We start from the raw sequence: 24,472 nt of genomic DNA, 5'->3' as shown, positions 1-24,472 counted from the left end.
GTCCATTCAGCCTTTCGGGGACGCCATGGCAGGCGGATCACTGGCCGGGAATGACTCATCCAGAGCTTCGTCCAGTTGCTCTTCGGCATGACTGCCCTCCGGCTGCAGGGCTACTTTGACCCAGCCACAGGCGCGACGGTCAAAGGCCTTGAAGGCTTCGATGCTGTCCGTCATGGGCTCGACCTTGGTGAGGATCTGGGCAGGATCGACCCGGCCGCTGAGTACCAGTTCCAGCAGCTGCGGGATATAGCGCCGGTGATGGCAATTGCCCATGTTCACGGTCAGATTGCGGCTGGCGGCCAGGCCGATCGGGAAGGTGCGCGATTGCGGTGCGTACAGACCGATGATTGACAGGGTACCGGCTTTGGCCAGCCCGGCTACGGCCCATTGCAGTGCCTGGCTCGGCGCATCGCCGGGGTGCCAGTTATTACCGTCCGGATTGGTTCGCGGCGCATTGTCGGCCATTTCCTGGCGAAAATGACCTTTGTGCATCAAGTCGGCATCCAGGCAGGAATGTTCAGCGTCCACGCCGACAGCATCGATGGCTCGATCCACACCGATACCGCCGGTCAGGCGTTGCAGAGTAGCGACCGGATCCTCCTTATCAAAGTCGATGACTTCGGCACCCTGACAGCGCGCCATGTCCAGCCTGTCGGGTAGATGATCGATGGCGAACACCCGCGCCGCGCCCAATAGCAGTGCGCTGGCAATGGCGAATTGACCGACCGGGCCACAACCGAATACCGCAACGGTATCGCCAGGGGTGATTTCCGCCATTTCCGCGCCGAAATAGCCGGTGGGAAATACGTCGGACAGCAGAATCGCCTGGTCATCGGATATCGCATCGGGAATCTTGATCAGGCCGATGTTGGCGTGAGGAATACGGGCTTTTTCCGCCTGCAGCCCATCGAAACTGCCGTTGGCTTCCGGACCACCGAAGAAGGCGGTGCCGGCTTGAGGGCCTTGGGGATTGGCTGTGTCGCACTGTGCATAATAGCCGGCGCGGCAATATGAGCAGTTGCCGCAGGCGATGGTTGAGGCAACGATCACCCGGTCGCCGACCTTCAGATTGCGTACATCAGTACCCAGAGTTTCGACCACCCCCACCCCTTCGTGACCCAGAATGGTGCCCTTGCGCATACCGCTGATGCTGCCGCGCACGAAATGCAGGTCGGTACCGCAGATGGCGGAGGCGGTCAGGCGGATGATGGCGTCTGTGGGCTCATGCAACACCGGGTCGGCGACTTCTTCCAGGCGAATATCACCGACATCATGAAATACGACGGCCTTCATACTCTGTCCTCCCTTGGGGGCTGGAAACTGCTGCGCTGCGTTTTCAGGTCTTACTTGTTCCGACTGAACGGTAGTCGCTTGGTTCAGCCTTTTTACGAAGCGGCAACAGCGGCAGACTGGTCAGCTGTCATCCTCCAACTCCAATACGAACAACAGCAGGGAGTGACCGGTCATCAGAAACTCGCTGTTGAACTCATGGATTTCCCGCTTGCGCAGCTCGGGGCGGTGCGTATCGATCAGGCAGTGCCAACAGCTGCCCTGGGCGACCTCGGGCAGGCAGAAATTGACCGCATCATGGTGAGCGTTGAACAACAGCAGCAGGGTGGCATCATCCCCGCTGCGGCGGATGCCGGTGGGCTGAGCGCGACCGTCAAGCAGCATCCCGAGGCAGCGGGCATGGGGATCGTCCCATTGCTCTGCGGTCATCTCTTCGCCGGTAGGGCAGAGCCAGGTCACATCCTTGACGCCCAGCTCCTCATTGTATTCGCCAACCAGAAAACGTCCGCGCCGCAGGATCGGATAGCTGCGGCGCAGCGCTATCAACCGGCGGGTGAACTTGAGCAAGTCGCGGCCGTCCTGGTCGATATTCCAATCAATCCAACCCAGCTCATTGTCCTGACAATAGACGTTATTGTTGCCCTGCTGGGTGCGGCTGAACTCGTCGCCAGCCAGCAGCATGGGCGTGCCCTGGGAGAAGATCAAAGTGCCGAGCAGGTTGCGCATCTGGCGCATGCGCAGACCATTGATCTCGGGATCTTCAGTCGGCCCCTCGCAGCCGTGATTGCGCGAGATGTTGTGATCGCTGCCGTCCTGGTTGTCTTCGCCGTTGGCCTCGTTGTGTTTCTGTTCATAGCTGACCACATCGCGCAGGGTGAAGCCGTCATGCGCGGTGACGAAGTTGACCGAGGCATAGGGGCGGCGGCCGCGCTGGTTGTAATGGTCACCGGAGGCCGTGAGACGGTTTGCCAGATCGGCTATCTGGCCTTCCTCACCCATCCAGAATGCCCGCGCGGTATCGCGGAAACGGTCATTCCATTCCACCCAGCCGGGTGGGAAGCCGCCGACCTGATAACCACCGGGGCCGCAGTCCCAGGGCTCGGCAATCAATTTGCACTGACTCAATACCGGGTCCTGCCGGCAGGCGACCAAAAATCCGTGGCGCTCATCAAAGCCGTGGGCATGGCGGGCGAGAATGGTCGCCAGGTCGAAACGGAAGCCGTCGACCTGCATTTCGGTGGCCCAGTAGCGCAGCGAGTCGGTGACCATCTGCAGCACGCAGGGATGACTCAGATCCAAGGTGTTACCGGTGCCTGAGTCGTTGATGTAGTAGCGCTTCTCATCGGGCATCAGCCGATAATAAGTGGCATTGTCGATGCCACGCATGGACAGGGTCGGGCCCAGCTCATTACCTTCGGCGGTGTGGTTGTAGACCACGTCCATGATCAACTCCAGTCCCGCGGCATGCAGGTGAGCGACCATTTCCTTGAATTCATTGATATTGCCGGTAGCCAGGTAGGCCTGGTGCGGGGCGAAGAAGGCAATGCTGTTGTAGCCCCAGTAGTTGCTCAATTGCTTGTCGAGCAGATGTTGGTCATTGACGAAGGCATGCACCGGCAGCAGCTCGACACTGGTGACGCCGAGCGAGCGGATGTGCTTGAGCAATTCCGGGTGTTTGAGTCCGGCGAAGGTACCACGCACCGATTCTGGCACGGCTGGATGGGTCATGCTCAGGCCGCGCACATGGCCTTCGTAGATGATGGTTTCAGCCCAGGGCGTGTGGCGATGAGTATGTCGGCCCCAGGTGAATGCCGGGTCGATGACCTTGGCCTTGGGGATATGAGCGGCGCTGTCACGGTCGTCGAAACTGAGGTCGGCATCGGCCGAGCCGAGGGTATAACCGAACAGCCGGTCCGACCATTTTATTTCGCCAACCAGCTGTCTGGCGTAGGGGTCGATCAACAGTTTGTTGGGATTGAAGCGGTGCCCGGCATCCGGTTCGTAGGGACCGTACACGCGATAGCCGTAGACCATCCCGGGGTGAGCGTCAGGCAGATAGCCGTGCCAGATCTCGTTGGTGTATTCGGGCAGTTCGATACGCTCCAGCTCCTGCTTGCCATCGCTGTCGAAAAGACAGAGCTCCACCTTGGTGGCATGCGCGGAAAACAGCGCAAAATTCACTCCCAGTCCGTCCCAGGTGGCGCCGAGGGGGAAAGGTTTGCCCTCGGAGACCCGGGAGGTTTGCATGATCTGGGGAGCTGATTGCGCAGCCTGTTTCTTCGCATTCATGATGGTTTACTCTTTGCTCCGCTTCGCAGCGGGTTTGCTGGCCTTGGTGGCTTTTGCCGCCGTGCTGCCTGGTTGGCGCGGCGTTCGCTCGGGTTTCTTTGCGCCGGCCGGTTTGCCCAGCAGGGCAGGTTTTTCCAGTTGGGTTTCGTCTTCCGGGGGCAGCTCTGACGCCGCCTTTTTGCGCGGCTTGCGGGTCTTCGCGGGGCTGGGTTGCAGGTCTCCCTGCTGTTCGCTCTGCAGCAACTTGCAGGCCATCTGCCAGTGACGCTCACTCTGGCCTTCGGGTTTGCCTTCGCTTTCCCAGATCTGATGGGCGAGTTCACGGATACGTTGTTCGTCGTTGGTCATGGTGTGGATTCCTGATGCTGGGTGGTCACAAGAAGATTCACGGGGACGGCGGACAGCAGCTCACTCACCAGTACAGCAGGCCCGCTGGCTACGGCTTCTCCGGTCAGAACGCTGGTCAGATAGGTTGCGGGAAGGTCGATCAGGGTGTCATCCCAGCGCTGCGCCGGAATCAGCGGCACCTCGCTGTCGCCGAGCAATGGCGCGGCGAGGCGCGGGGCGATGCAGATGGCCAACTGATCGCCATGGCGCCGACAGAAGGCAACCAGCCGATCGGCATGGCGGCCATGCACGGTGAGAGGCTGGTAGCTGCCCTGGCGGAACAGCTCGGGCTGACGGCGCCGGGCATTCAGTACCCTGGTGATCAACCATTGCTTGATATGCCCGTCGCGCCACTGGCGCAGCAGGTCGGTGACGGGGTCGCTTTGTCTCAGACTCATTTCGCGCAAGGCGTAATCAACCGGCCGGCGGTTGTCGGGATCGACCATGCTGAAGTCCCAGTACTCGCAGCCCTGATACAGATCGGGTACGCCGGGTGCGGTCATGCGCAGCAGGCATTGACTCAGACTGTTCAGCGCACCGTTGCAGGCTGCCAGCTCCACGGCGTGCACCAACGCGCGACGCAGTTCAACTGCCTCGTGGCCGGTCATCAAGCGCTGCAGGAAGTCGTGGCACGCCTCTTCATAGGCATCGTCAGGTGCCGCCCAACTGCTGCGCAGTTTGGCTTCGCGCAAAGCCTTGCGCTGCCAGGCCAGAACACGTTCAGCGAAGGCGGCGCAGCCACTGCTGTCATCGGCACTCAGGCCCAGAGGCCAACTGCTGAATAAGGTCTGATAGAGCATCAGTTCATCAGCTGGCGCGGGCGCCGGCTGATCGTGGACCACCGACCGCAATGGCTCCGCCAGATTGCGCCAGAAACGTACCTGAATGCCGAACCAGGGTGCATGCTCACTGATCACGGCAAGCCTGGCGCGGGCATCCTCGCCGCGCTTGTGGTCATGGCTGGCGGTGGTCAACAGGCCCAGCGGAAAACGCTGCACCTGTTCAATGCATTGGCTGTGAAACCAGTCCAGGCTGGCGCTGAAACGCTGCGGGTCGAAGCCGACATCATTGCGTGACAGCAGAATGGCCGAGCGGTAGCAGGCGGTATCTTCGACCGCTTTGGCTGCCACCGGGGAGGTCAGTTGATGGAAGCGGGACAGCAGGCGTTGCTGGACACGGCGTTTCGGTCCCGGCGGGCTGGCATGCAGTGGCTCGCCGCCCAGCCAGCGATCGATCTGCTCCAGCACTGGCCAGTCGTTGCTGCTCAGTTCGGTGCGTGCCCCGGCAAGGGCGCGGTCGAAGAAGTACTGGTCGGTGGCGGAGCGCGCACACACATTGGTGTAGGTGCGGTAGACCGGGTAATGCACGATCAGTGCCCGCAATGCTCGGCGTATCGCGCCCAGGGTCAGATCCCGGGTGCGCAGGCTGCAGCGCGCAAGGCGCAGCAGCGCCTGACAGAGAATCTCGAAGTCGGCGGCCAGCGAGTTGCTCAATACCAGGCCGCGAGCTTCGCGAACTTCTTCTGTGAAATCGATACTGCGGCCGCTGAGGCTGCCCCAGAGTTCCGCCAGATCGGTCTGGCCGTTGGGGTCATGCTGCAACAGGGAAATCCGGTTCATGAATTCGTAACCGGTGGTGCCATCGACCATCCAGTCGAGAGGCAGACGTTCGTCGGCGGCGAGGATCTTCTCCACATGAATGGGAAAATGCGGGTGTTCGCTGCCTAACAGTCGATCGACACGACGGCGCAGTCGGCGGCAGTAAGCGCGTGGGTTGGCGAGGCCATCGATGTGGTCGATGCGCAGTCCGTCAATGATGCCCGCTTCGACCAGTTCGAATATCTTGCTGTGAGTGGCCTCGAAAACTCTGGGTTGCTCGGCGCGCAGGCTGACCAGTTCGTTGACATCGAAGAAACGCCGCCAGTTGATGTCATCATTGGCCGTGCGCCAGCTGGCCAGGCGGTAATGCTGGCATTCCAGCAGGCCGTGCAGGCGCTGGCAGCCTTCCGCTGTACCGGGGTCGAAGTGCTGAAGCGCCTGCTGAATTGCCGCTGCTGATTCATCCTCGGCGATGGCCGCCAGATCCTGGCGGATCTGTACCGCCAGCGCGTGGGCGCCGAACTCTTCAGTCAGCGCCGCGCAGCGGTCGGCGATGCGGGCCAGCGCATCAGTGCCGGTCCGTTGGAGGATCTCGGCATAGCAGGCCATCGCCAGTGGCATGCGGTGATCGAAATGGGTGAAGAAAAAACGGCCGGACGGGGCATCGAACATCAGCTGTATTTCGCCGGCCTTGAGTACTTCCAGATAATCGCTGCGCAGGATCGGCAACAGCAGGCGGTCGCGCATGAACTCATCCTGGGAGCGCCAGGTGATATCGAAGAATCCGGCATAGGGGCTTGCTGCGCCCCACTCAAGAACGTCCTGCCACCAGGGGTTGGCGCTATCCACGGCCATGTGGTTGGGCACGATATCCATGATCAGGCCCATGTCCCGCTGGTGCAGGGCGGCGCTCAGACGACGTAGCGCCGGTTCCCCGCCCAGCTCCGGGTTGACGCAGGTCGGGTCGATCACATCGTAGCCATGTGAAGAGCCGGGACGCGCCTTGAGTAAAGGGGAGGCATAGATATGGCTGATGCCCAGACGGGCAAAATAATCCACCAGTGGCACGGCATCGTCGAGGCTGAAGCCGGCATGAAATTGCAGACGCACGGTGGCACGCAGTTCAACCATGGCGGGCATTCCTTTTATGGGCCAGGCGCGCTTCGTGCAGATATTGCAGGCGGCGGACGGGTGCGGGCGCGTCGAGCATCTGTGCGGCTGGCTGCAACCAGCGTCGGCGCCAATTGGGGTGCATATCGCCGGGGCCGGGCAGGTTGGGTTGCTCGGTCGCGCCGAGAATATCTTCCAGAGGTATCAATACCAGCGGCGCAGGGGTGCGGCCGAGAAACCGGATGCTGGCATCAAGCTGCGCCTGCGGGTCCTTCTCTGTGCCGAGCAGGCCTTCACGCTGCAGCGCCTCACGCAATACCTGGACTTCCTCACTACGATGTTGGCGGTCCAGCTCGGCCTGTTCGACGCTGCTTTGGCCGACGTGCTCGCGCCAGGCAATGTCGCGTCCCGATTGCCAACCGGTCAGCGTCGGCAGGTCATGAGTAGTAGTGGTGGCCAGGGCGCGGTCGGACCATTGCGCCGGCGCCGGCAGTTCATCGTTCTGTTGTTCGAACAGCAACACGCGCATTCCAAGGATATTGCGCTCGGCCAGTGCGTCCTGCAGCCCTTCGGGAACGGTACCCAGATCCTCGCCGATGATCAGTGCGCGGTGCCGCCAGGATTCCAACGCCAACAGGCGTAGAAAATCATCCAGCGGGTAATTGAGGTACGCGCCGTCCTGCGCGTTGGCACCTTCCGGGATGATCCACAAGCGTTGCAGACCCATGATGTGATCGATACGTATGCCGCCGGCATGTGCCAGGTTGGCGCGCAGCATTTCTATGAAGGCGTGATAGCCGCTGCGTTTCAGGCCGAGAGGCGAAAACGCCGCCACGCCCCAGTTCTGGCCGTCGCGGCTGAGTAGATCCGGCGGTGCGCCGATGCTGACCTGGTTCAATAACTCCTGTTGGTGCGACCAGCCGAAACTGCCGCTGGGGTCCGCACCGACAGCCATGTCGGCGATCAGACCGATCGCCATGCCGGCGTCGCGACATTGGCTTTGCACATGGCCCAGACAGCGGTCGATCAACCACTGACAAAAGGCTTGGAAGTCCAGTTCAGGGGCATGCTGGCGCGCGAACTCAGCTACCTGTGGCGAGTTCGGGTCGCGCAGCGTGGTCGGCCACTCCCGCCAATCTCCGCTCAGGTCCTGATCGAGTCTGTGCTGTTGCAGGGCTTCGTGGCAGCAGTGCTGTTCAAGGCGAGCACCCCCGGCGGTGCGGAACTGGTGAAAATCGGCTTGCAGCCGGTCGGGAGCCTGGGAGAAGTCGGTATGCAGTTGCCGTAGCAGACGCAGGCGCAGCGCCGAGACGGCGGGCCAGTCGATCAGCTCCGACTGTTCCATTGTCTGCAGGTCGAACTGCAGACCGCATTCATGGATAGCGCGCTCCACAGCATCGACGCCGAGCACCTGCGCTGGCGCTGCATGCAGAATATTGAACAACGAGCGGCTGGACGGTGAATAAGGGCTGTATTGCTCTGGCCGAGCGCTGAACATGGCGTGCAGCGGGCTGATGGCCAGGGCTGCGGCGCCTTTGTGCGCTGCAGCGAGTGCCAGATACTCCAGCGCCGCGGTGTCGCCGAGGCCGCCATCGCCGGTTCGCCGCAGAGAATAGACCTGCGCGGACAATCCCCAGATAGGCTGGTCGTTGCCGGTCAATTCGGCGACCGACAACGCGGCATGGGGGGCGCAGGCGAGCAAAAGCTGTTGCTCGCCACACTGCAACTGATGATACCCACAGGGCAGGGCGGGCAGACATCCGCCTGCATCTACCTGCAGGCTCTGCTGTTGGCCATCTTCCAGAACGATATCGCAGCGGCTGCCGGCAGCGAGACGGCCACGCAGGTCTATCGGTTGTTGGGCGTCGCAGATGAGTAACGGGCCGTCGTCCGCTTCCTGTCTGAACTGGCGCGTCTGCACCAGGCTGTCGCGGATCTGGCTATCCGTCTCGGCGGGCAGATCAAGCGCCGCCAGCACGCCGCGCAGAGTGGATTCGTCGAGGCTGGCAAGGTTGCCGTGGGCATCAGTCCATTCGCAGCTGATGCCGGCTTCCTGGGCCAGCTTCTGCAATGATTCGGTGATCATGTAGCCTGATCCAGAATCGCTCGCGAGCTGTAACCCGGCAGGATGGTCGCGTCCTTGGACAGACTGGCGCGATAATCGTGAATGATGGTCGTGCCGGGGTCCGGAGCCGTGACCACCACCGGCGTATCCGACAGGTTGAGATCGATACGCAGCCTGCTGCCGTCACCCAACCGCCAGCAGGCGGACACAGCTTTTTCGCCGGGGATGCTGGTGCCATCGGACAGAGTGCCGGGCAGACGCGGCATAATATGCGCATGGCGCAGGCGCAGCAGACTTCGGTAATAGGCCAGCCAGTCGTCCTGCACGGTGGGATTGCCGCCGGTACGATCAGGCACCGAGCTGACATAGGTGCTGTGTGAATTGGGGTCGGGGATGCGCTGGCGGATCATTTCATCGGCGAACGCGGCAAAATCCGCAAACTCGTTGCGCCGTCCCTCGCGCACGGCCTGGCCCAACTCATCATGATGATCGGTGAAGAACAGGAACGGCTGTTCGCAACCCCATTCCTCACCCATGAACAGCAGCGGGATCATCGGACACAACAGCACCAGTCCCAAGGCGGCCTTGACTGCGCGGTGGTCGGCGAGGGTGATCAGCCGTTCACCGAAGGCGCGATTGCCCACCTGGTCATGATTCTGCAGGAACAGAATAAAGGCGGTTGGTGGCAGATGGCCGCTTGGTTCGCCTCGGTTGACACCCTTGCGGGTGGTTTCACCCTGATAGATGAAACCTTCCTTCAGGCAGCGGGCAAGCTTGATGGTGGTGTCCTCGGCAAAATCCTTGTAATAGCTTTCGTTCTCGCCGGTGAGCAGGACATGCAAGGCGTGATGACCGTCGTCATTCCATTGTGCATCGTAGCCTTCAGTGAGCAGGTTGGCCTGATTGTGCTCGTTCTCCAGCATCAGATGCACGTGGCGCCCTTCGGGTACGGCGCTGCGAATCCGACGTTCGAAGTTGATGAGAAAATCCATCTCGCTAATGGCGTGCACGGCGTCCAGGCGCAGACCATCGATGCGGTAGTCGAGAATCCACATCAGCGCGTTTTCACAGAAGAAATCGCAGACCTGGGGGTTGCGAAAATCGATGGCCGGTCCCCATGGTGTGGATAAGTCCTGGCGGAAGAAGCTGCTGGCATAGTCGCCGAGATAATTGCCGTGTGGGCCGAAATGGTTGTAGACCACATCCATGAACACCATCAGGCCATTGGCATGGGCCGCATCGATCAGCTGTTTCAGTTCGTCTGGCGTGCCGCAGCTGGATTGCGGCGCAAAGGGGAAGACGCCGTCATAACCCCAGTTCTGCTTGCCGGGGCATTCATTCACCGGCATCAGCTCGATGGCCGTTACGCCGAGTTCAACCAGCTCCGGCAGCTTGGCCTGGATACCGCCAAAGCCGCCGAAGGCGCCGGGGTGCAGTTCATAGATGACAGTCTCGTGCCAGGGTCGGCCCCGCCATTCATTAATCTGCCAGGCAAAGGCATCCGGGTCCACCACGCAGCTGGGACCGTCCACGCCCTGGGGTTGATGGCGGGAAGCGGGGTCCGGCACCGACAGTTGGCCGTTGATCAGGAACCGATAGGCGGACCCTGCGCCGCAGCGGACACGGGCGCTGTACCAGCCACTGGCTTGGTGGTGCAGCGTGTGAACGCTGCCATCCCCCAATCGAACGGCCACCGTATCGGCATCTGGTGCCCAGAGTGAAAAGCAGGTGGCACCATCGCTTTGCAGAGTTGCTCCATGCAGTCTGGTTATTTCGAACATGTGCGTGATCTCCTGCCGGTCAAGGCAAAAGAGTCATAGGTACCTTCGATCAGTCTTCGATACAGGCGGTCATAGGGCCGCACCGACTGGTGCCAGTACAGCGGCGCTGCCATAGCCTTGCAGCGCATGGCGTTGAGCAAGAGCGGGCGCCGATGCACGTTCAGCGCGCGGCGGATCGCCTGCAGGTAGCTGTCCAGCGTCGGCTCGCGGAACAGGAAGCCGGAAACCCCATCTTCAATGGTATCGGCCAGCCCGCCGGTGCGCCGGGCGATCGGCAGCGAGCCGTAACACTGGGCATAGATCTGGCTGAGCCCGCAGGGCTCGTAACGTGAAGGCATCAAGAGGAAGTCACTGCCGGCAATGATGCGGCGCGCTTCGGTTTCATCGAAATCGAGATTTACGCCGATCCGACCGGGGTGACGCCTGGTAAGCTCCAGCATCCGCTGTTCCAGCTCCCGCTCACCCTGCCCGATGACCGCCACACGCCCGCCGTTGGCCACTATGGTATCCGCCGCGGCGATGGTCAGATCAATGCCTTTCTGGTGCACCAGGCGCGACACCACGGCAAACAGCGGGCCGTCTTCCCGGGCAAAGCCGTAGCTTTGTTCGACGTATCGGGTATTGGCTACCTTGCCGCTCCAGTCGTTCGGCGCAAAACCCTGAATCAGCCGCGGGTCGGTCTTCGATTGCCAGCTGTCGTCGATACCATTGACGATCCCGCTGAGCAGACCTTCTTCAGCCTTGCGCCTGAGCAGGCCTTCAAGCCCGCAACCAAAGGCCGGTGAGGTGATTTCGTGGGCATAAGTACGGCTGACTGTGGTGATCTGCGTGGCGTAATTGATGCCCGCCTTGAGAAAGGACAGCTTGCCGTAATATTCCATACCTTCCGGGTGCAGCGCATCGTCCGGCAAGCCGAGTTCGATGCTGCAGGCGGGCGGGCACAAGCCCTGGTAGGCGAGATTATGGATGGTGAATACGCAGGGCGTCGATTGCCCGCGCCAAGCCATGTAGGCCGGGGTAAGGCCGGCGGGCCAATCATTGGCATGGACCAGATCGGGGCGCCAGTTGCGTACGCCCAGACCATCGGCAATCTTGGCCGCTGCCAGGGCGAGGCGGGCGAAGCGGATATGGTTGTCCGGCCAATCGATGCCTTCACTGTCGCCGTAGGGATTGCCGTCACGATCGTACAGTTCCTGGCAGAGCACCACATACACGATCAGTCCGTCATCCAGAGCCATCTGCCCGATCAGACAGGGCGGGATGGCAGCGTGGCCGGGGAGTTTGCCGACGACTCGGATCGGGCGACCACTTTGAATCACTTGGCGGTAACCGGGGATCAACACCCGTACCGAATGATGTGGCTGTAGCGCACGGGGCAGGGCGGCGGAAACATCGCCCAGCCCGCCAACCTTGAGCAGGTCGGTGATTTCGGAGGTAACGAAAAGTATATTGTGACCCGTTTCAGCAGGCGGTGTGGGGCGCAAATTCACCCCTGTCGCTGCGCGCTTGAACAATTCCTCCGGCAGAACCGCCGCCGCAGCATTTCCCATGGCATCCTCCTCACCGTTCACTGATTCTCTGGAAGAGCGCTGGTTTGAGAGGAACCTCTGGAAACCATCAGGATCGGTTCCTCTATCGCACAGACGCCTTTGCCGGCACCCTCGCCGTAACAGATCAGAAGACTTGTTATCTATCCCTCAAAATAGTGACCGGTTGGTTTTACAGAAGTTTCGACTTTTTTTGCCGCTGGCTTGCGCTGGAGTTGTCGTTGGAAACAGGCGCTGAAGCGCTCTGTTGTCTACGCTGAGAAGCGATATGAGTCAGTCAGAGCAGAATTGGAGCCAACCATGCAGAGCCTGCAGCAGACAGTGGATTTTCTCAAACGCAACAACCTGATTCTGGCGACGGCCGAGTCCTGCACCGCGGGGCTTATTGCCTCGCTGGTGGCGGATATTTCCGGCAGCGGGGCGGTTATGGAATGTGGTTATGTGGTTTATGCCGTACGCGCCAAACGTGACATGCTAGGCGTCAATCTACAAACCATTGACACCTACGGCCTGACCAGCGAAGAGGTCGCCCGGGAGATGGCCCTGGGCGCGTTGCAGCGCTGCGGCGCGGAGGTGACGCTGGCCAATACCGGACTGGCCGAAGCTGAGGGTCCGATGGATGGTGTGGTCTGCTTCGCCTGTGCCATGATGGTTGCCGGTGAACAACGCGTGCTCAGTGAAACCTGCAAATTCGATGGCGAGCGCAATGCGGTGCGTGAACAGGCCGCTCGCCACGCCTTGTTGTCACTTGATCGGTACGTTAATGATCTGCGTAATCCTGCTGTGCAGCCGCGCTGACAGCCGTCACCAGAAACCGGCCGGGTGCCGCGCCGATACCGCCGGCAGGGTCAATGCAAAACCATCCCGAAACAAGCTGGCCAACTGCGTATCGATGACCATGGCGTTGATCGAATCAAGCCCACCATCAAGCGTACGCGTGGCGCCATCGGCTACGAAGTAGAGTACGTGGTGTACGCATTGATGCGCCATGTCCGCCTCGATGCGGTAATGGCTGGCATAGCTATGTTCCGTCTCCCTCACCTCCAGGCACAACTCGGACGGGCTGCCTGAAGTGTGCACTGTGGCATTCAATCCCGCTTGACGGGCATTTAACGCAGCCTGCTCAAACAGCGGCGCTGCCTTGGCCAGCAGCGTCTCGCCGTAACGCTGCAGAAACACATCATTGGATAGCGGTGGACTGGGATTGGTCATGACAGGTCTCCATGGCTTGCTGGACGATTACCGATTGGACAGAAAAACGGTGCGGGAGTTGTGATTTTTCTAATCGGCTTGCCCGGCATCGCGCTGCAAACGAGGCGGGGCCCGGCTGGCAAGATACCGTTTGGTCGGTTGATCGAAAATAAGACGAACCTCCCGACTGAGGAGTCATCCAATAAAATAGGTGCCGTGCACCTGGGTGTTTACAACTCTGATTGGAGGCCTGTGACATGACTCAACGTAAAGGTGGTAAAGGCAACTTCGCCGAGAATCCGCAACGTGCATCGGAAGCCGGAAGAAAGGGCGGTCAAGCCAGTGGTGGCAACTTCAAGAATAATCCGCAGCGTGCTGCGGAGGCTGGACGCAAGGGTGGTCAGCAAAGTAGACGCACCTGAGCGAGGTTATAAACGGGGGCTGCGGCCCCCGCTTCTTTTTAACCAATAGATCATCCAGGCCCGGCTGAGCGGTAGCATGGCCTTTCCCGCGCTGTTATGCTTCGTGCTTTATTTTCGCCCCGAGCGGGCTAGTCAAAGAGGTAGGCATGAAGCGGAATCTGCTGGCAGCGAGTATTGCACTCAGCGTTATCACTTTGGTGGGTTGCAGTGAAAAGGAACCCGAACTCACCACCCCCATCCAGCAGGCCTCCTATGGTATCGGTCTGAATATGGGGCAGAGCCTGTTGCAGGACGGACTGGACGATATCGATACCCAGGCACTGGCATTGGGCATGGAAGATGCTCTGTCTGGTACTGAAGCACGCGTCGAAGAGGCCGATCTGATGGCGGCGTTTGCAGAACTGCAAACCCGCGCCGAAGAGCGCGCGACCAACCTCAATACTGAAACCCTGGAAGCCAATACAGCATTCCTGGCTGAGAACGCCGAGCGTGAGGGCGTGATCACCACGGAATCCGGTTTGCAGTATGAAGTGATCGAATCCGGCGCTGCCGACGGCGCTCAGCCGCAGGCCAGCGATGTGGTTTCGGTACATTACGAAGGCAAGCTCACCGATGGCACCGTCTTCGACAGCTCCCTCAGTCGTGGCGAGCCGGTCGATCTGCCGGTCGGCGGTGTGATTCCGGGCTGGGTCGAGGCATTGCAGATGATGCGTGTCGGTGACAAGTGGAAAGTCACGGTGCCCAGCGATCTGGCCTACGGTGCCGGTAGCCCGAGCCCGATCATTCCGGCGAACTCCATTCTGGTGTTCGAAATGGAACTGCTGGGCATTCAGCAGGACGAGGAATAACTCGTCGGGTAACACTTGCCGAGGCCCGGTACAGACGTTGCGGCCTCGGCGGTGTTACCGTTATGCACATTCTCCCGGTAACACGCAAGCGACAAATCACCTCTTCCCCAACCGCCCATCCAGAATCGTAAGTGGCTGTTTTTCAAGATTTTTGTGATTGGTTAAAAAATGTTCAGGCGGGCCTGAGCCGCATCCAGTCGGGCCTTAGCCCAAGTTCCCCAAGTCTTGTTCACAGACTTATCCACAGTAACTGTGGGTAACCCTTCAGTTGACTTTTAATAACCGAAACGGCTCGCGGCCAGGCGGTCACTCGCAGATGGCATTGCTGTGGGGAATCTCTGACAGCGTGGTAGGAGGGAGTGAGGCGCGGAAATGACTCTGCCCGGGAGTCCGGGCAGGTTTTTCAGCGTTGGATAACTGGAGTGATGATAGCCCTGGCAGGCGCTCAGCCGGCCTGGGCGACCTGGCGCCTGAGTTCCAGCAGGTCAATGAGGATATGCCCGGTTTCGGCCAGGAACGGATCGTCCTGATCCTCGACTTCCTCTTCTGCCATGGGGGAGGGGATGCCGGTGCCGTCCATCAGCGGGTCCTCCTTGTCCAGCGCAGTCAGCAGCTCCTCGCCCAGAGCCTTGCGCCGGGTGTTTTCCATTGCCAGCAACTTGTCTTCGAAATCCTTTTGCTCGGCGCGACGGCGGGCTTCGTTCAGCGGCAGATACTTGCGTTCCTGCATGCTGCGGTTCAGGTCGATCCGCGCCAGGGTGTAGGCAAACTCCGGATCATCGGCGGCGCGCGCCTTGTGTTTGTCGGTCAGCAGCGGTATGTACTTGTCGAGTTTGCTGTCGGGCTCATAGCGAGCTGCCGGGATGGTATCCCACGGCAGGGCGCGGGGCAGGCTGCTTTCGCCGATCTCCACCGTCTCCAGCAGGGAGGGATAGGAGATATCAGGCACTACGCCGCGGTTCTGGGTGCTTTGACCGGAAACCCGATAGAACTTCGCCAGAGTGAACTTCAGCTCACCATGGTTCAACGGCTGAATCGACTGCACGGTGCCCTTGCCGAAGGTCGGCTCACCAATGACCAGTGCGCGACCATAATCCTGCATGGCGCCGGCAAAGATCTCCGAGGCCGAGGCGGACAAACGGTTGACGATGACCGCCATGGGACCGCTGTAGGTCACGCCGGCTTCCGGGTCGTCCAATACCTGCACATCACCCTTGCTATCGCGAACCAGTACCGTGGGGCCCTGGTCGATGAACAGGCCGGTCAGTTCAGTGGCCTCCTGCAGCGAGCCACCGCCGTTATTGCGCAGGTCCAGCACTATGCCATCCACCTGCTGCTCCTGCAGGTCACTGAGCAGGCGGCGTACGTCACGCGTGGTGCTGCGGTAATCAGGATCGCCGCGGCGGTAGGCTTTGAAATCGATATAGAAGCCGGGGACTTCGATGACGCCGATGCGGTAGTCATTGCCCTGTTCGTTGAACTCCAGCACCGAGGATTTGGCTGCCTGGTCCTCCAACTTCACCGCTTCGCGTACCAGCGCGACTTCGCGGCTGGTCATGTCGCTCGGCGGGTTGCTGGCTGGAATGACTTCCAGGCGTACAGTCGAGCCCTTGGGGCCACGGATCAGTTTGACCACTTCATCCAGACGCCAACCGACAACGTCGATCATCTCGCCCTTGGACTGGGCTACGCCGATGATGCGGTCTGCTGGTGCCAGCTGCTTGCTTTTCTCCGCCGGGCCGGCAGGAACCAGACGCACGATCTTGGTGTGGTCGTTGTCGCTCTGCAGGACGGCGCCAATGCCTTCCAGCGACAGGCTCATGTTGATGTCGAAGTTTTCCGCGTTGTCCGGCGACAGATACTGGGTGTGCGGGTCATAAACCTGGGCCAGGGCATTGATGTAGTTCTGGAAGATATCTTCGCTGCGGGTCTGATACAGACGTTTCTGCGCGTTGTGGTAGCGCTTCTCCAGCAGATCCTGAATCGCGTCCTGCTCACGCCCGGCAAGTTTCAGGCGCAGCACCTCATCCTTGATCTGCTGGCGCCAGAGGGTATGCAGAGCCTTGTCATCGGTGGGCCAGTCGGCCTCTTCCCGATCAATCAGGATATTCTGATCGCTGTCGAAGTCGAGCGTACCGATGCCTTCGCGCAATAGTTGCTGTGCATAGATCATGCGCTGATCGGCACGCTGGATCTGCCGGGTGTGCATGGCAAAACCGATGCTCAAATCACCTTTGAGCAGCAGATCATCGAGTTGATGACGGTACTCTTCAAAGGTATCGATATCCGCGGCGGTAAACAGGCTGCGCTGGGGGTCGAGCTGGCGCAGATAGGTATCGAATATTTCACTGGACAGGGCGTCATCCAGGCTGATGCGGTTGTAGTGATGACGGCGCAGCAGCTCAACGGTGTTGAGGCTGGCAATCATCTGTTCGCGGGTCGGTTGCAGACTCTCCAGATCGAATATCGGCATTGCGCTGTTGGCTGTCTCTGCAGCGAAGGCGCTGGCGCCGATGCTCAGCAGGGCAATTACACAGGACTTGCGCAGGATGTTGGAAACTGTCATCAAAGGTATCGTGTCCGGAGAGGTGAGGGTATTCTTTAGTGCTCGACAGGGGCCCAAGGGTTCCCTTTTCAAACTGATTTGACTGATAACTATGGAGGCACCGTGAGAGGATTGCAAGCTGAAGGCGGGGTACTGAGCTGGCGTACAGAGGCTGCTGCAGCGCTCGCACCGGGGCAGGTCAGGGTGCGTATCCACGCTGCAGGAATCAACCGCGCAGACCTGTTGCAGAAGGCTGGGAATTATCCACCGCCGCCGGGCGCTACCGATATTCTGGGGCTGGAATGCGCCGGTGAAGTCATTGAGGTTTGTGGTCAAACCCGATGGGCGGTAGGTGATCGAGTCTGTGCTCTGCTGGCAGGCGGCGGTATGGCCGATGAAGTAGTGGTTGATGCGCGCCATCTGCTGCCGGTACCCCGGGGTATGGGTTGGGCGGACGCGGCGGCTATTCCCGAGGTGTTCACCACTGCCTGGTTGAACGTGTTCGAATTGGGCGCAGCCCGACCCGGTGAGAAGGTGCTGATTCATGCCGGTGCCAGCGGTGTGGGCACCGCTGCGATCCAGTTGTGCAAAGCCTTCGGCAATCCCTGCTGGGTGACCTTGGGTAGTCAGGAGAAGCTGGACACCTGCAAGGCGCTGGGTGCTGAGGGCGGTGTCCTGCGCCATGAAGGCATCAGCGCTCTGCAGGCTGACGGTCCTTTTGATGTGGCGCTTGATCCGGTAGGGGCCAACTACGCACCGGAGCATCTCGACCTGCTGGCACTGGATGGCCGTTGGGTGATGATCGGCTTGATGGGCGGACGCAAGGCCGAGCTGGACCTGGCCAAGGTGCTGGTCAAGCGCCTGCAACTGACCGGCTCGACCCTGCGCACCCGCAGTGCCGACTATAAGGCAGAGTTGCTGTCGCGCATGGAAGGGCAACTCTGGCCGCTGTTCGAATCAGGACAATTGAAACCCCTGGTGGCGAAGACCTATTCCTTTGATCAGGCGCAAGAGGCTTTTGCCGAACTGGCCAGGGATCAGATTGTGGGCAAGATTGTGTTGGTGGCCAGCGAGGCAGATGCCTGAGGCCGTTTCTACCGGTAAGTCTGACGGTCGCTTCTGTTACACCTCCGAACAGTTACAGAACGCCGTCAGCACCGTGATCAGATACTCCACATCGCGACAACCGGCCAGCTCCCGGATCGAGTGCATGGCGAAGGTGGGAGCGCCTATGTCCACGGTGCGTACGCCCAGTCGGCTGGAGGTGATCGGGCCTATGGTGCTGCCGCAGCCCATGTCGCTGCGCACGACAAAGCTCTGCACCGGCACATCCACCTGCTGACACAGGTGCCGGAACAGTGCAGCGGTTTCGCTGGTGGTGGCATAGCGCTGGTTGCTGTTGATCTTGATGACCGGCCCGGCATTGAGCTGCGGGCCGTGGTTGCCGTCGTGGCGGTCAGCATAGTTGGGATGGATGGCGTGGGCGTTATCCGCCGAGACCAGTACTGAGCGCTGAATGGCGCGAATGCGTTCGATCTCATCCGGCAGCAGACGCTTGAGCACATCCTCAAGGAAGGGCCCGTCGGCGCCGCAGGCAGAGCTGGAGCCGACTTCTTCATGGTCTGTACAGACCAGCAGACAGGCCTGATCAGCATCGCTGTTCAACAGCGCCGTCAGTCCGGCATGGCAGGACAGCAGGTTGTCCAGTCTCGCAGCGGCGAGAAAATCATTATCCAGCCCCAGGACAGCTGGCGGCTGGGTGTCATAGAAGCTCAGTTCGTAATCCAGCACCTGCATCGGCTCGCGTTCGGGATATTGCGTGGTCACTTCGCTGGCAAGCAGCGCGCGCAGGTCGCGGCCGGGCTCAATGCTGTGTGCCAGCACCGGCGGCAGATCGGTCTGGGCATTCACTGCAAAACCGCTGTTGACGTCGCGGTTGAGGTGGATGGCCAGGCTGGGGATGATGGCGATCGGGCGTTTGAAATCGATCAGCAGATTGTGCAACTGACCGCTGCCGTCGCGGCAGGTGACTCGGCCCGCCAGTGACAGGTCGCGATCGAACCAGGGTGCGAGCAGGGCGCCGCCATAGACTTCCACGCCCAGCTGCCACAAACCATGGCGATTCCGTTCCGGCTGCGGCTTGACCCGCAGGCAGGGACTGTCGGTGTGGGCACCGATCATCCGCAGGCCGGCGCTCTGTAGTGTTTCCAGCTGACCGAGACTGAAGGCGATCAGCGATGACTGGTTGCGCAGGACAAAATAACGACCATCGTCATCCAGTACCCATTCATCGCGCTCATCCAGCTGCTGATAGCCAGCGGCACGCAGGCGTTCGGCCAGGCTCTGGGCCGCATGAAAGGGAGTAGGCGAAGCCTGGATGAAGTCAGCAAGATCCTGGCTGGCGTTGTTGAGTGACATGGGAACTCCTGTAGGTCAGAAGGGGGCAGGGCAGTCGAAGGCCATGCGCTCGCCCGTCTGCGGGTGATTTATCTCCAGCCGGGCGGCATGCAGGGCCAAGCGCGGGCAGGCGGCCAGCGCTGCGCCGTGGGCGTACAACTGATCCCCCAGCAGCGGGTGGCCAATACTCAGCATGTGCACGCGCAATTGATGCGACCGCCCGGTGATCGGTGTCAACTCGACCCGGCAGTGGTCGCCATTGCGCTCGGTCACGCGCCAGAAAGTCTGCGCCGATTTACCCAGCTCATGATCGACGATATGCCGTGGCTTGTTGGGGGGATCATAACGCAGTGGCAGGTCGATATGCCCGGCGTCTGTCTGCGGCTGCCCCCAACACAGGGCAATGTAGGTCTTTCCGGTTTCGCGGTCCTGAAACTGGCGCGACAACGCGCGATGACTGTACGGGTCACGGGCGATGACCAGGATGCCGGAGGTTTCCCAATCCAGCCGGTGCACGATGCGCGCTTCCGGATAACCGTTTTCCTGCAGGCGGGTGATCAGGCAGTCCTTGTTGTCTTCGGCGCGGCCGGGGACGGACAGCAAGAGGGTAGGTTTGTTGACGATCAGAAAAGCCGGATCCTCATGGAGGATACCGATATGAGTCAGGGGCATGGGGTTACCGCGGCGCCGTCAATGGACGGCGCCTGTCTGTCAGCGTTCGGGCAGGGTGATGTTGAGTTCCAGAATCGAGCAGTCATCCTGATTATCCAGAGCGACATGCACCTGATCTCGGTCGATCGGCACGTATTTGCTGATCACATCGATGATTTCCTGCTGCAGTTGCGGCAGGTAGTCAGGCTGACTGCGCTGCCCGCGTTCGTGGGCAACAATGATCTGCAGACGTTCCTTGGCTACGGAGGCCGCAGAATCCTGTTTCTTCTTGCGGCTGAAATAATCGAAAAGGCTCATCGTCATCCTCCGAACAGGCGCTTGAGCAGCCCTTTCTTCTGAGCTTCGAGGAAGCGATGGGGCACTTCTTCGCCAAGCAGGCGTTCGACGGCATCACTGTAAGCCTGACCGGCATCACTCTTGTCGTCCATGATCACCGGGATACCCTGGTTGGATGCCTTGAGTACAGCCTGGGACTCGGGAATGACGCCCAGCAGCGGAATCGACAGGATATCTTCGACGTCGCTGACCGAGAGCATTTCGCCGTTTTCCACGCGCTGCGGGCTGTAGCGGGTCAGCAGCAGATGTTCCTTGATCTTCTCGCCCTGTTCGGAAAGGCGGGATTTGCTCGACAGCAGGCCGAGCATGCGATCGGAGTCGCGCACCGAGGACACTTCCGGGTTGGTCACGACGATGGCTTCATCGGCAAAATACATCGCCAGATGCGCGCCTTTCTCGATGCCGGCGGGGGAGTCGCAGACGATGAAGTCGAAGGTTTCCTTGAGCTGATCAAGTACACCTTGCACGCCATCGAGCGTCAGTGCGTCCTTATCACGCGTCTGGGACGCAGGAAGGATGTACAGGTTGTCCGAGCGCTTGTCCTTGATCAGCGTCTGATTGAGGTTCGAATCGCCGTTGATCAGGTTGACGAAGTCATAGACGACGCGACGCTCGCAACCCATGATCAGGTCGAGGTTACGCAGACCGACGTCGAAATCGACGATGACCGTCTTATAGCCACGCAGAGCGAGTCCGGTACCGATGGCGGCACTGGTGGTGGTTTTACCAACGCCCCCTTTGCCTGAGGTGATGACTAGGATCTTTGCCAAAATGACCTTCCTGAGTGATCTTGAATTTGAATTGTGAGGCACCAAACAACCTGCAATAGGCGCTGTTTTTACTGACTCGTCTGGGGGCCCCGGCGATCAGCGCTGAGCCACGGTTCATGGGCATCCCCGAATGGTGAAACAGTATCTGTCAAAGGGCTGCTATCTTCAAGATGTCACCTTCAAGCGAGACTTGAACCGCTTCTTTCCATTGCTGTCGTCGCAAGTCTTCCGCCACCTTGTACTGTCCTGCTATCGAGACCAGCTCGGCTTCCAGCGACTGGCAGAAAATGCGTGCCTGCGTATCCCCCCGCACCCCAGCCAGCGCTCTGCCGCGCAGCGGGCCATAAACGTGGATGTGACCATCAGCCAACAGCTCCGAGCCGGCACTGACCGGGGCCAGCACTATCAGGTCGCCGCCACGGGCGTAGACCTGCTGGCCTGAGCGTACCGGTTCGGTAATAACTCTGCTCGGTGTGCTTTCTGCTGGCTGGGGTGTTGCCGCCGCTGGCGCCTGAGCTTCCTCCGCCTGTTGGGCAACAGCTTGCGGCGCAGGTTCCGGGGTCTCGATGATTTTGTCGCGACCGCGACCTGGGGGTAGCAGCACCAGGCTGGCTTGCTGCGCCAGCGGGCGGAACTGTTCCGCGCCGCGCAGCGCTACGGGTTGCAGTCCATGGTCCCGGCAGATCCGCAACAGGGCGATCAGTCCGGCGATGTCCATGCTGGCATCCAGTTTTTCCAGACTGATCAGCACCGGCGTGTCCTGGAAAAAATTCGGTGCCTGTTCGACCTTTTCGGCCAGTTGCATGGCGAAGCGTTCAGGGGCCTGACGCACCAACTCCACCACGGTCATGGTCAGCATGCCGCCCTTCAGATGAAAGACGGGGTCGTTGTTGAGCAGGTCCAGATTTGTTTCAGAAGTCATGGCAGATCCATAGAGCGTTTGGTGGGCACACTTATATAGCCTGAAAAGGCCGACGGCAAGCCGAAACCGGGAACAGTGCGGCGGGTTGCTTTTGGCCATGACGGTTTCCCATCGGGCCGGCGGCTTGGGTAGAATGGGTTTTTTCAGCAAATTGGTCGTCTGATGTCTCGTCCCGGTTTCAAATCTGCACTGCTGCATCCACGCTACTGGCCCATGTGGTTCGGGCTTGGTCTGTTATGGTTGACGATCCGTTTGCCCTATCGGGTATTGCTGGGCCTGGGTCGGCTGGTCGGCTGGAGTATGTATCATCTGATGCGCGAGCGTCGGGAGATTGCCCGGATCAACCTCGAGCTGTGTTTTCCGCAGTGGAGCCAGGCGCAGCGTGAACGGGTACTGCGGGAGAATTTTGCTTCCAACGGCATTGCCCTGTTCGAGATGGCGATGGCCTGGTGGTGGCCGCCGCAACGCCTGGCGAAGCTGGCCCGGATTGAAGGGATGGAGCATTTGCAACAAGCTGCCGCTGCAGGGCAGGGCGTGGTGTTGATGTCGCTGCACTTTACCACCCTGGAGATCGGGGCAGCGCTGCTCGGCCAGCAAGTGACTATTGATGGCATGTACCGCGAGCACAAGAACGCGGCCTTTGACTATGTACAGCGTCGCGGTCGCGAGCGACACAATGCCGATGCCATTGCCGTGGAGCGCGAAGACGTCCGCAGCATGCTCAAATCGCTGCGCAAGGGTCGTGGTATCTGGTACGCCCCGGATCAGGATTACGGTCGCAAGGCCAGTGTATTCGTCCCGCTATTCGGGATCACCGCCGCCACCGTCACTGCCACGGCGACTTTTGCCCGGCTGGGCAAGGCTCGGGTAGTGCCCTTTACCCAGACGCGTCTGCCCGACGCCCAGGGTTATCTGCTCAAGGTGCACCCGCCACTGGAAGACTTTCCAATGGGTGACGAAGCAGTCGATGCGCTGCGCATCAACCAATGGGTCGAGCAGCAGATCGAACAGCAGCCGGAGCAGTACATGTGGGTGCACCGGCGCTTCAAGACCCGCCCCGAGGGCGAGGCGCGCCCCTATCCCGAACGCCAGCGCAAGCGCCGCAAGCGGAGAGCTGACTGACCATGGAAGCCAGGCCGTACAAGGAGGATTGTCTGGCGCTGATTCTATCCGGCGGCGGTGCGCGCGCGGCTTATCAGGTCGGCGTCATGGCGGGTATCGCGGAACTGACGCCGCAAGCCACACCGAATCTGTTTCCCATCATCTGTGGCACCTCGGCTGGCGCAATCAACGCTCTGGCACTGGCTACCCATGCCGGCAATCTGCATTCCGCGGTGGACAGCATGTTGGAGGTCTGGTCTGGGTTTCGCAGTCATCATGTGATGCGTACCGACTGGCCGGGGTTGATGGCACAGGCCTGGCGCTGGAGCCGTACCAATCTGCTGGGTGGTTCCGGCGGGCGGACCACGGCGCTGCTGGACAACCGCCCGCTGCGGGACTTGCTGGAAAAGCGCATGCGCTTCGGTTGCATCGAAGAGGCATTGCAGGCTGGGCAACTGCGCGCGATATCGGTCAGCGCCTTCGATTACAAGGCCTCGCAGTCGGTGTATTTCTATCAGGGCCGTGACCGCATCACGCCTTGGCAGCGCCACCGGCGCATCGGCGTGCAGACACGGTTGGGGCTGGATCATCTGATGGCCTCTACGGCTATTCCCTTACTGTTCCCACCGGTATTGCTCAACCGCAGCTGGTTTGGCGATGGTGCAGTGCGTCAGCAATCGCCGTTGAGTCCGGCGCTGCACCTGGGGGCCAACAAGGTGCTGGTAATCGGGGTGACGCATCACGGCTCGCAACTGCCGGCTGGTGGGCAACCCGGACCGGTGTTGAACACGCCTGCGCCGCCAAGCCTGGCGCAACTGGGCGGGCATATGTTGCACAGCGTCTTCATCGACAACCTGGAAACCGATCTGGAGCAGTTGGAGAGGATGAACCGGTTGGCAGCCTATCAGCCGTTTGCCATGCGCAGTGGCGTCAAGGGTGTGCGCCACGTGGATGTGCTGGTAATCTCGCCCAGCGAGCCGGTGGACCTGATCGCAGCCCGCCACCGAGCGGCGTTGCCGGCCGGGTTACGGCTGTTTCTACGCGGCAGCGGCGCCACCCGCACCTCGGGCAGCGACCTGCTGAGTTACCTGTTGTTCGAGGCCGAATACTGCAACGAGCTGATCGCCCTGGGCCGCCGTGATGCGCTGGCCCGAGCGGATGACCTGCGGCGCTTTCTGGATATCCCTGCTCCCGCCTGAAC

20 protein-coding genes are annotated in these 24,472 nt (G+C 60.6%); 6 read left to right on the top strand and 14 right to left on the bottom strand.

Annotation, left to right across the window (positions count from 1 at the left end; all coding sequences use genetic code 11):
- Positions 1-6 precede the first annotated feature (6 nt).
- From BLU11_RS10895 to glgA, 7 genes are all read right to left on the bottom strand, one after another.
- Positions 7-1,293: a zinc-dependent alcohol dehydrogenase gene (locus BLU11_RS10895; RefSeq protein ID WP_090273366.1), complete on the bottom strand. Its 1,287-nt coding sequence runs from the start codon at positions 1,291-1,293 to the stop codon at positions 7-9.
- A gap of 120 nt (positions 1,294-1,413) precedes the next feature.
- A complete protein-coding gene (gene glgX / locus BLU11_RS10890) occupies positions 1,414-3,537 on the bottom strand; it encodes a glycogen debranching protein GlgX (protein ID WP_090276413.1) in 2,124 nt (707 codons plus the stop codon).
- Positions 3,538-3,585: 48 nt separating this feature from the next.
- On the bottom strand, positions 3,586-3,927 hold the full coding sequence (locus BLU11_RS10885; protein ID WP_090273365.1) for a DUF2934 domain-containing protein: 342 nt from the start codon (positions 3,925-3,927) through the stop codon (positions 3,586-3,588).
- Positions 3,924-6,695 carry a malto-oligosyltrehalose synthase gene (locus BLU11_RS10880; RefSeq protein WP_090273364.1) on the bottom strand — a complete coding sequence of 924 codons (2,772 nt, stop codon included), beginning with the start codon at positions 6,693-6,695 and terminating at the stop codon, positions 3,924-3,926. Before BLU11_RS10880 ends, BLU11_RS10885 begins: the two co-directional genes overlap by 4 nt.
- A complete protein-coding gene (gene malQ, locus BLU11_RS10875; RefSeq protein ID WP_090273363.1) occupies positions 6,688-8,760 on the bottom strand; it encodes a 4-alpha-glucanotransferase in 2,073 nt (690 codons plus the stop codon). The genes BLU11_RS10880 and malQ overlap by 8 nt, the downstream gene beginning before the upstream one ends.
- The gene (gene treZ, locus BLU11_RS10870) at positions 8,757-10,520 is read right to left on the bottom strand and encodes a malto-oligosyltrehalose trehalohydrolase (protein ID WP_090273362.1); all 1,764 of its coding nucleotides are present in this window, start codon (positions 10,518-10,520) and stop codon (positions 8,757-8,759) included. Before treZ ends, malQ begins: the two co-directional genes overlap by 4 nt.
- Positions 10,508-12,070: a glycogen synthase GlgA gene (gene glgA, locus BLU11_RS10865; RefSeq protein WP_090273361.1), complete on the bottom strand. Its 1,563-nt coding sequence runs from the start codon at positions 12,068-12,070 to the stop codon at positions 10,508-10,510. Before glgA ends, treZ begins: the two co-directional genes overlap by 13 nt.
- A gap of 297 nt (positions 12,071-12,367) precedes the next feature.
- On the opposite strand from glgA, the gene BLU11_RS10860 reads away from it, so the two are divergent.
- Positions 12,368-12,865 carry a CinA family protein gene (locus BLU11_RS10860; RefSeq protein WP_090273360.1) on the top strand — a complete coding sequence of 166 codons (498 nt, stop codon included), beginning with the start codon at positions 12,368-12,370 and terminating at the stop codon, positions 12,863-12,865.
- A gap of 6 nt (positions 12,866-12,871) precedes the next feature.
- On the opposite strand, the gene BLU11_RS10855 is transcribed toward BLU11_RS10860, so the two are convergent.
- A complete protein-coding gene (locus BLU11_RS10855; protein ID WP_090273359.1) occupies positions 12,872-13,279 on the bottom strand; it encodes a hypothetical protein in 408 nt (135 codons plus the stop codon).
- Positions 13,280-13,515: 236 nt separating this feature from the next.
- On the opposite strand from BLU11_RS10855, the gene BLU11_RS10850 reads away from it, so the two are divergent.
- Complete coding sequence (locus BLU11_RS10850; RefSeq protein WP_036990560.1) at positions 13,516-13,680, top strand: con-10 family general stress protein; 165 nt, start codon at positions 13,516-13,518, stop codon at positions 13,678-13,680.
- A gap of 146 nt (positions 13,681-13,826) precedes the next feature.
- The gene (locus BLU11_RS10845) at positions 13,827-14,528 is read left to right on the top strand and encodes an FKBP-type peptidyl-prolyl cis-trans isomerase (protein ID WP_090273358.1); all 702 of its coding nucleotides are present in this window, start codon (positions 13,827-13,829) and stop codon (positions 14,526-14,528) included.
- A 445-nt stretch (positions 14,529-14,973) separates the two neighbouring features.
- On the opposite strand, the gene BLU11_RS10840 is transcribed toward BLU11_RS10845, so the two are convergent.
- Positions 14,974-17,094 carry a carboxy terminal-processing peptidase gene (locus BLU11_RS10840; protein ID WP_090273357.1) on the bottom strand — a complete coding sequence of 707 codons (2,121 nt, stop codon included), beginning with the start codon at positions 17,092-17,094 and terminating at the stop codon, positions 14,974-14,976.
- 102 nt (positions 17,095-17,196) lie between these two features.
- Between BLU11_RS10840 and BLU11_RS10835 the strand changes: the two genes are divergently transcribed.
- Positions 17,197-18,159 carry an NAD(P)H-quinone oxidoreductase gene (locus BLU11_RS10835; RefSeq protein WP_090273356.1) on the top strand — a complete coding sequence of 321 codons (963 nt, stop codon included), beginning with the start codon at positions 17,197-17,199 and terminating at the stop codon, positions 18,157-18,159.
- A gap of 36 nt (positions 18,160-18,195) precedes the next feature.
- Here BLU11_RS10835 and BLU11_RS10830 read toward each other — a convergent pair whose 3' ends face one another.
- The 5 genes from BLU11_RS10830 to minC all read right to left on the bottom strand — a co-directional run bounded on the left by BLU11_RS10830 (position 18,196) and on the right by minC (position 22,170).
- Complete coding sequence (locus tag BLU11_RS10830; RefSeq protein ID WP_090273355.1) at positions 18,196-19,491, bottom strand: M18 family aminopeptidase; 1,296 nt, start codon at positions 19,489-19,491, stop codon at positions 18,196-18,198.
- Between the two features lie 15 nt (positions 19,492-19,506).
- Positions 19,507-20,142, bottom strand: a complete 636-nt coding sequence (locus tag BLU11_RS10825; protein WP_090273354.1) for an RluA family pseudouridine synthase — start codon at positions 20,140-20,142, stop codon at positions 19,507-19,509.
- Positions 20,143-20,181: 39 nt separating this feature from the next.
- Entirely contained in the window at positions 20,182-20,439 is a 258-nt protein-coding gene (gene minE / locus BLU11_RS10820) for a cell division topological specificity factor MinE (RefSeq protein ID WP_090273353.1), read from the bottom strand.
- A gap of 2 nt (positions 20,440-20,441) precedes the next feature.
- Positions 20,442-21,248 (bottom strand): septum site-determining protein MinD, encoded by an 807-nt coding sequence (minD, locus tag BLU11_RS10815; RefSeq protein ID WP_090273352.1) that lies wholly within the window; start codon positions 21,246-21,248, stop codon positions 20,442-20,444.
- A 148-nt stretch (positions 21,249-21,396) separates the two neighbouring features.
- Positions 21,397-22,170 (bottom strand): septum site-determining protein MinC, encoded by a 774-nt coding sequence (minC, locus tag BLU11_RS10810; protein WP_090273351.1) that lies wholly within the window; start codon positions 22,168-22,170, stop codon positions 21,397-21,399.
- Between the two features lie 162 nt (positions 22,171-22,332).
- On the opposite strand from minC, the gene BLU11_RS10805 reads away from it, so the two are divergent.
- Together BLU11_RS10805 and BLU11_RS10800 are read left to right on the top strand one after the other, a co-directional pair.
- Positions 22,333-23,292, top strand: coding sequence for a lipid A biosynthesis lauroyl acyltransferase (locus tag BLU11_RS10805; protein ID WP_090273350.1), 960 nt, complete (start codon positions 22,333-22,335; stop codon positions 23,290-23,292).
- A gap of 2 nt (positions 23,293-23,294) precedes the next feature.
- A complete protein-coding gene (locus tag BLU11_RS10800) occupies positions 23,295-24,470 on the top strand; it encodes a patatin-like phospholipase family protein (protein ID WP_090273349.1) in 1,176 nt (391 codons plus the stop codon).
- Positions 24,471-24,472: the final 2 nt, after the last annotated feature.

The sequence above is a fragment of the Halopseudomonas litoralis genome (assembly GCF_900105005.1).
GTDB classification, from domain to species: domain Bacteria; phylum Pseudomonadota; class Gammaproteobacteria; order Pseudomonadales; family Pseudomonadaceae; genus Halopseudomonas; species Halopseudomonas litoralis.
This window is presented reverse-complemented; position numbering and strand designations above follow the sequence as displayed.

Coding starts and splice junctions, on each gene's coding strand:
- glgA (WP_090273361.1), bottom strand. CDS start 12,070: ATGGGAAATGCTGCGGCGGCGGTTCTGCCGGAGGAATTGTTCAAGCGC.
- minC (WP_090273351.1), bottom strand. CDS start 22,170: ATGACTTCTGAAACAAATCTGGACCTGCTCAACAACGACCCCGTCTTT.
- malQ (WP_090273363.1), bottom strand. CDS start 8,760: ATGATCACCGAATCATTGCAGAAGCTGGCCCAGGAAGCCGGCATCAGC.
- BLU11_RS10885 (WP_090273365.1), bottom strand. CDS start 3,927: ATGACCAACGACGAACAACGTATCCGTGAACTCGCCCATCAGATCTGG.
- BLU11_RS10895 (WP_090273366.1), bottom strand. CDS start 1,293: ATGAAGGCCGTCGTATTTCATGATGTCGGTGATATTCGCCTGGAAGAA.
- BLU11_RS10855 (WP_090273359.1), bottom strand. CDS start 13,279: ATGACCAATCCCAGTCCACCGCTATCCAATGATGTGTTTCTGCAGCGT.
- BLU11_RS10845 (WP_090273358.1), top strand. CDS start 13,827: ATGAAGCGGAATCTGCTGGCAGCGAGTATTGCACTCAGCGTTATCACT.
- BLU11_RS10860 (WP_090273360.1), top strand. CDS start 12,368: ATGCAGAGCCTGCAGCAGACAGTGGATTTTCTCAAACGCAACAACCTG.
- BLU11_RS10800 (WP_090273349.1), top strand. CDS start 23,295: ATGGAAGCCAGGCCGTACAAGGAGGATTGTCTGGCGCTGATTCTATCC.
- minE (WP_090273353.1), bottom strand. CDS start 20,439: ATGAGCCTTTTCGATTATTTCAGCCGCAAGAAGAAACAGGATTCTGCG.
- BLU11_RS10805 (WP_090273350.1), top strand. CDS start 22,333: ATGTCTCGTCCCGGTTTCAAATCTGCACTGCTGCATCCACGCTACTGG.
- BLU11_RS10825 (WP_090273354.1), bottom strand. CDS start 20,142: ATGCCCCTGACTCATATCGGTATCCTCCATGAGGATCCGGCTTTTCTG.
- glgX (WP_090276413.1), bottom strand. CDS start 3,537: ATGCAAACCTCCCGGGTCTCCGAGGGCAAACCTTTCCCCCTCGGCGCC.
- BLU11_RS10850 (WP_036990560.1), top strand. CDS start 13,516: ATGACTCAACGTAAAGGTGGTAAAGGCAACTTCGCCGAGAATCCGCAA.
- BLU11_RS10840 (WP_090273357.1), bottom strand. CDS start 17,094: ATGACAGTTTCCAACATCCTGCGCAAGTCCTGTGTAATTGCCCTGCTG.
- BLU11_RS10880 (WP_090273364.1), bottom strand. CDS start 6,695: ATGGTTGAACTGCGTGCCACCGTGCGTCTGCAATTTCATGCCGGCTTC.
- treZ (WP_090273362.1), bottom strand. CDS start 10,520: ATGTTCGAAATAACCAGACTGCATGGAGCAACTCTGCAAAGCGATGGT.
- BLU11_RS10830 (WP_090273355.1), bottom strand. CDS start 19,491: ATGTCACTCAACAACGCCAGCCAGGATCTTGCTGACTTCATCCAGGCT.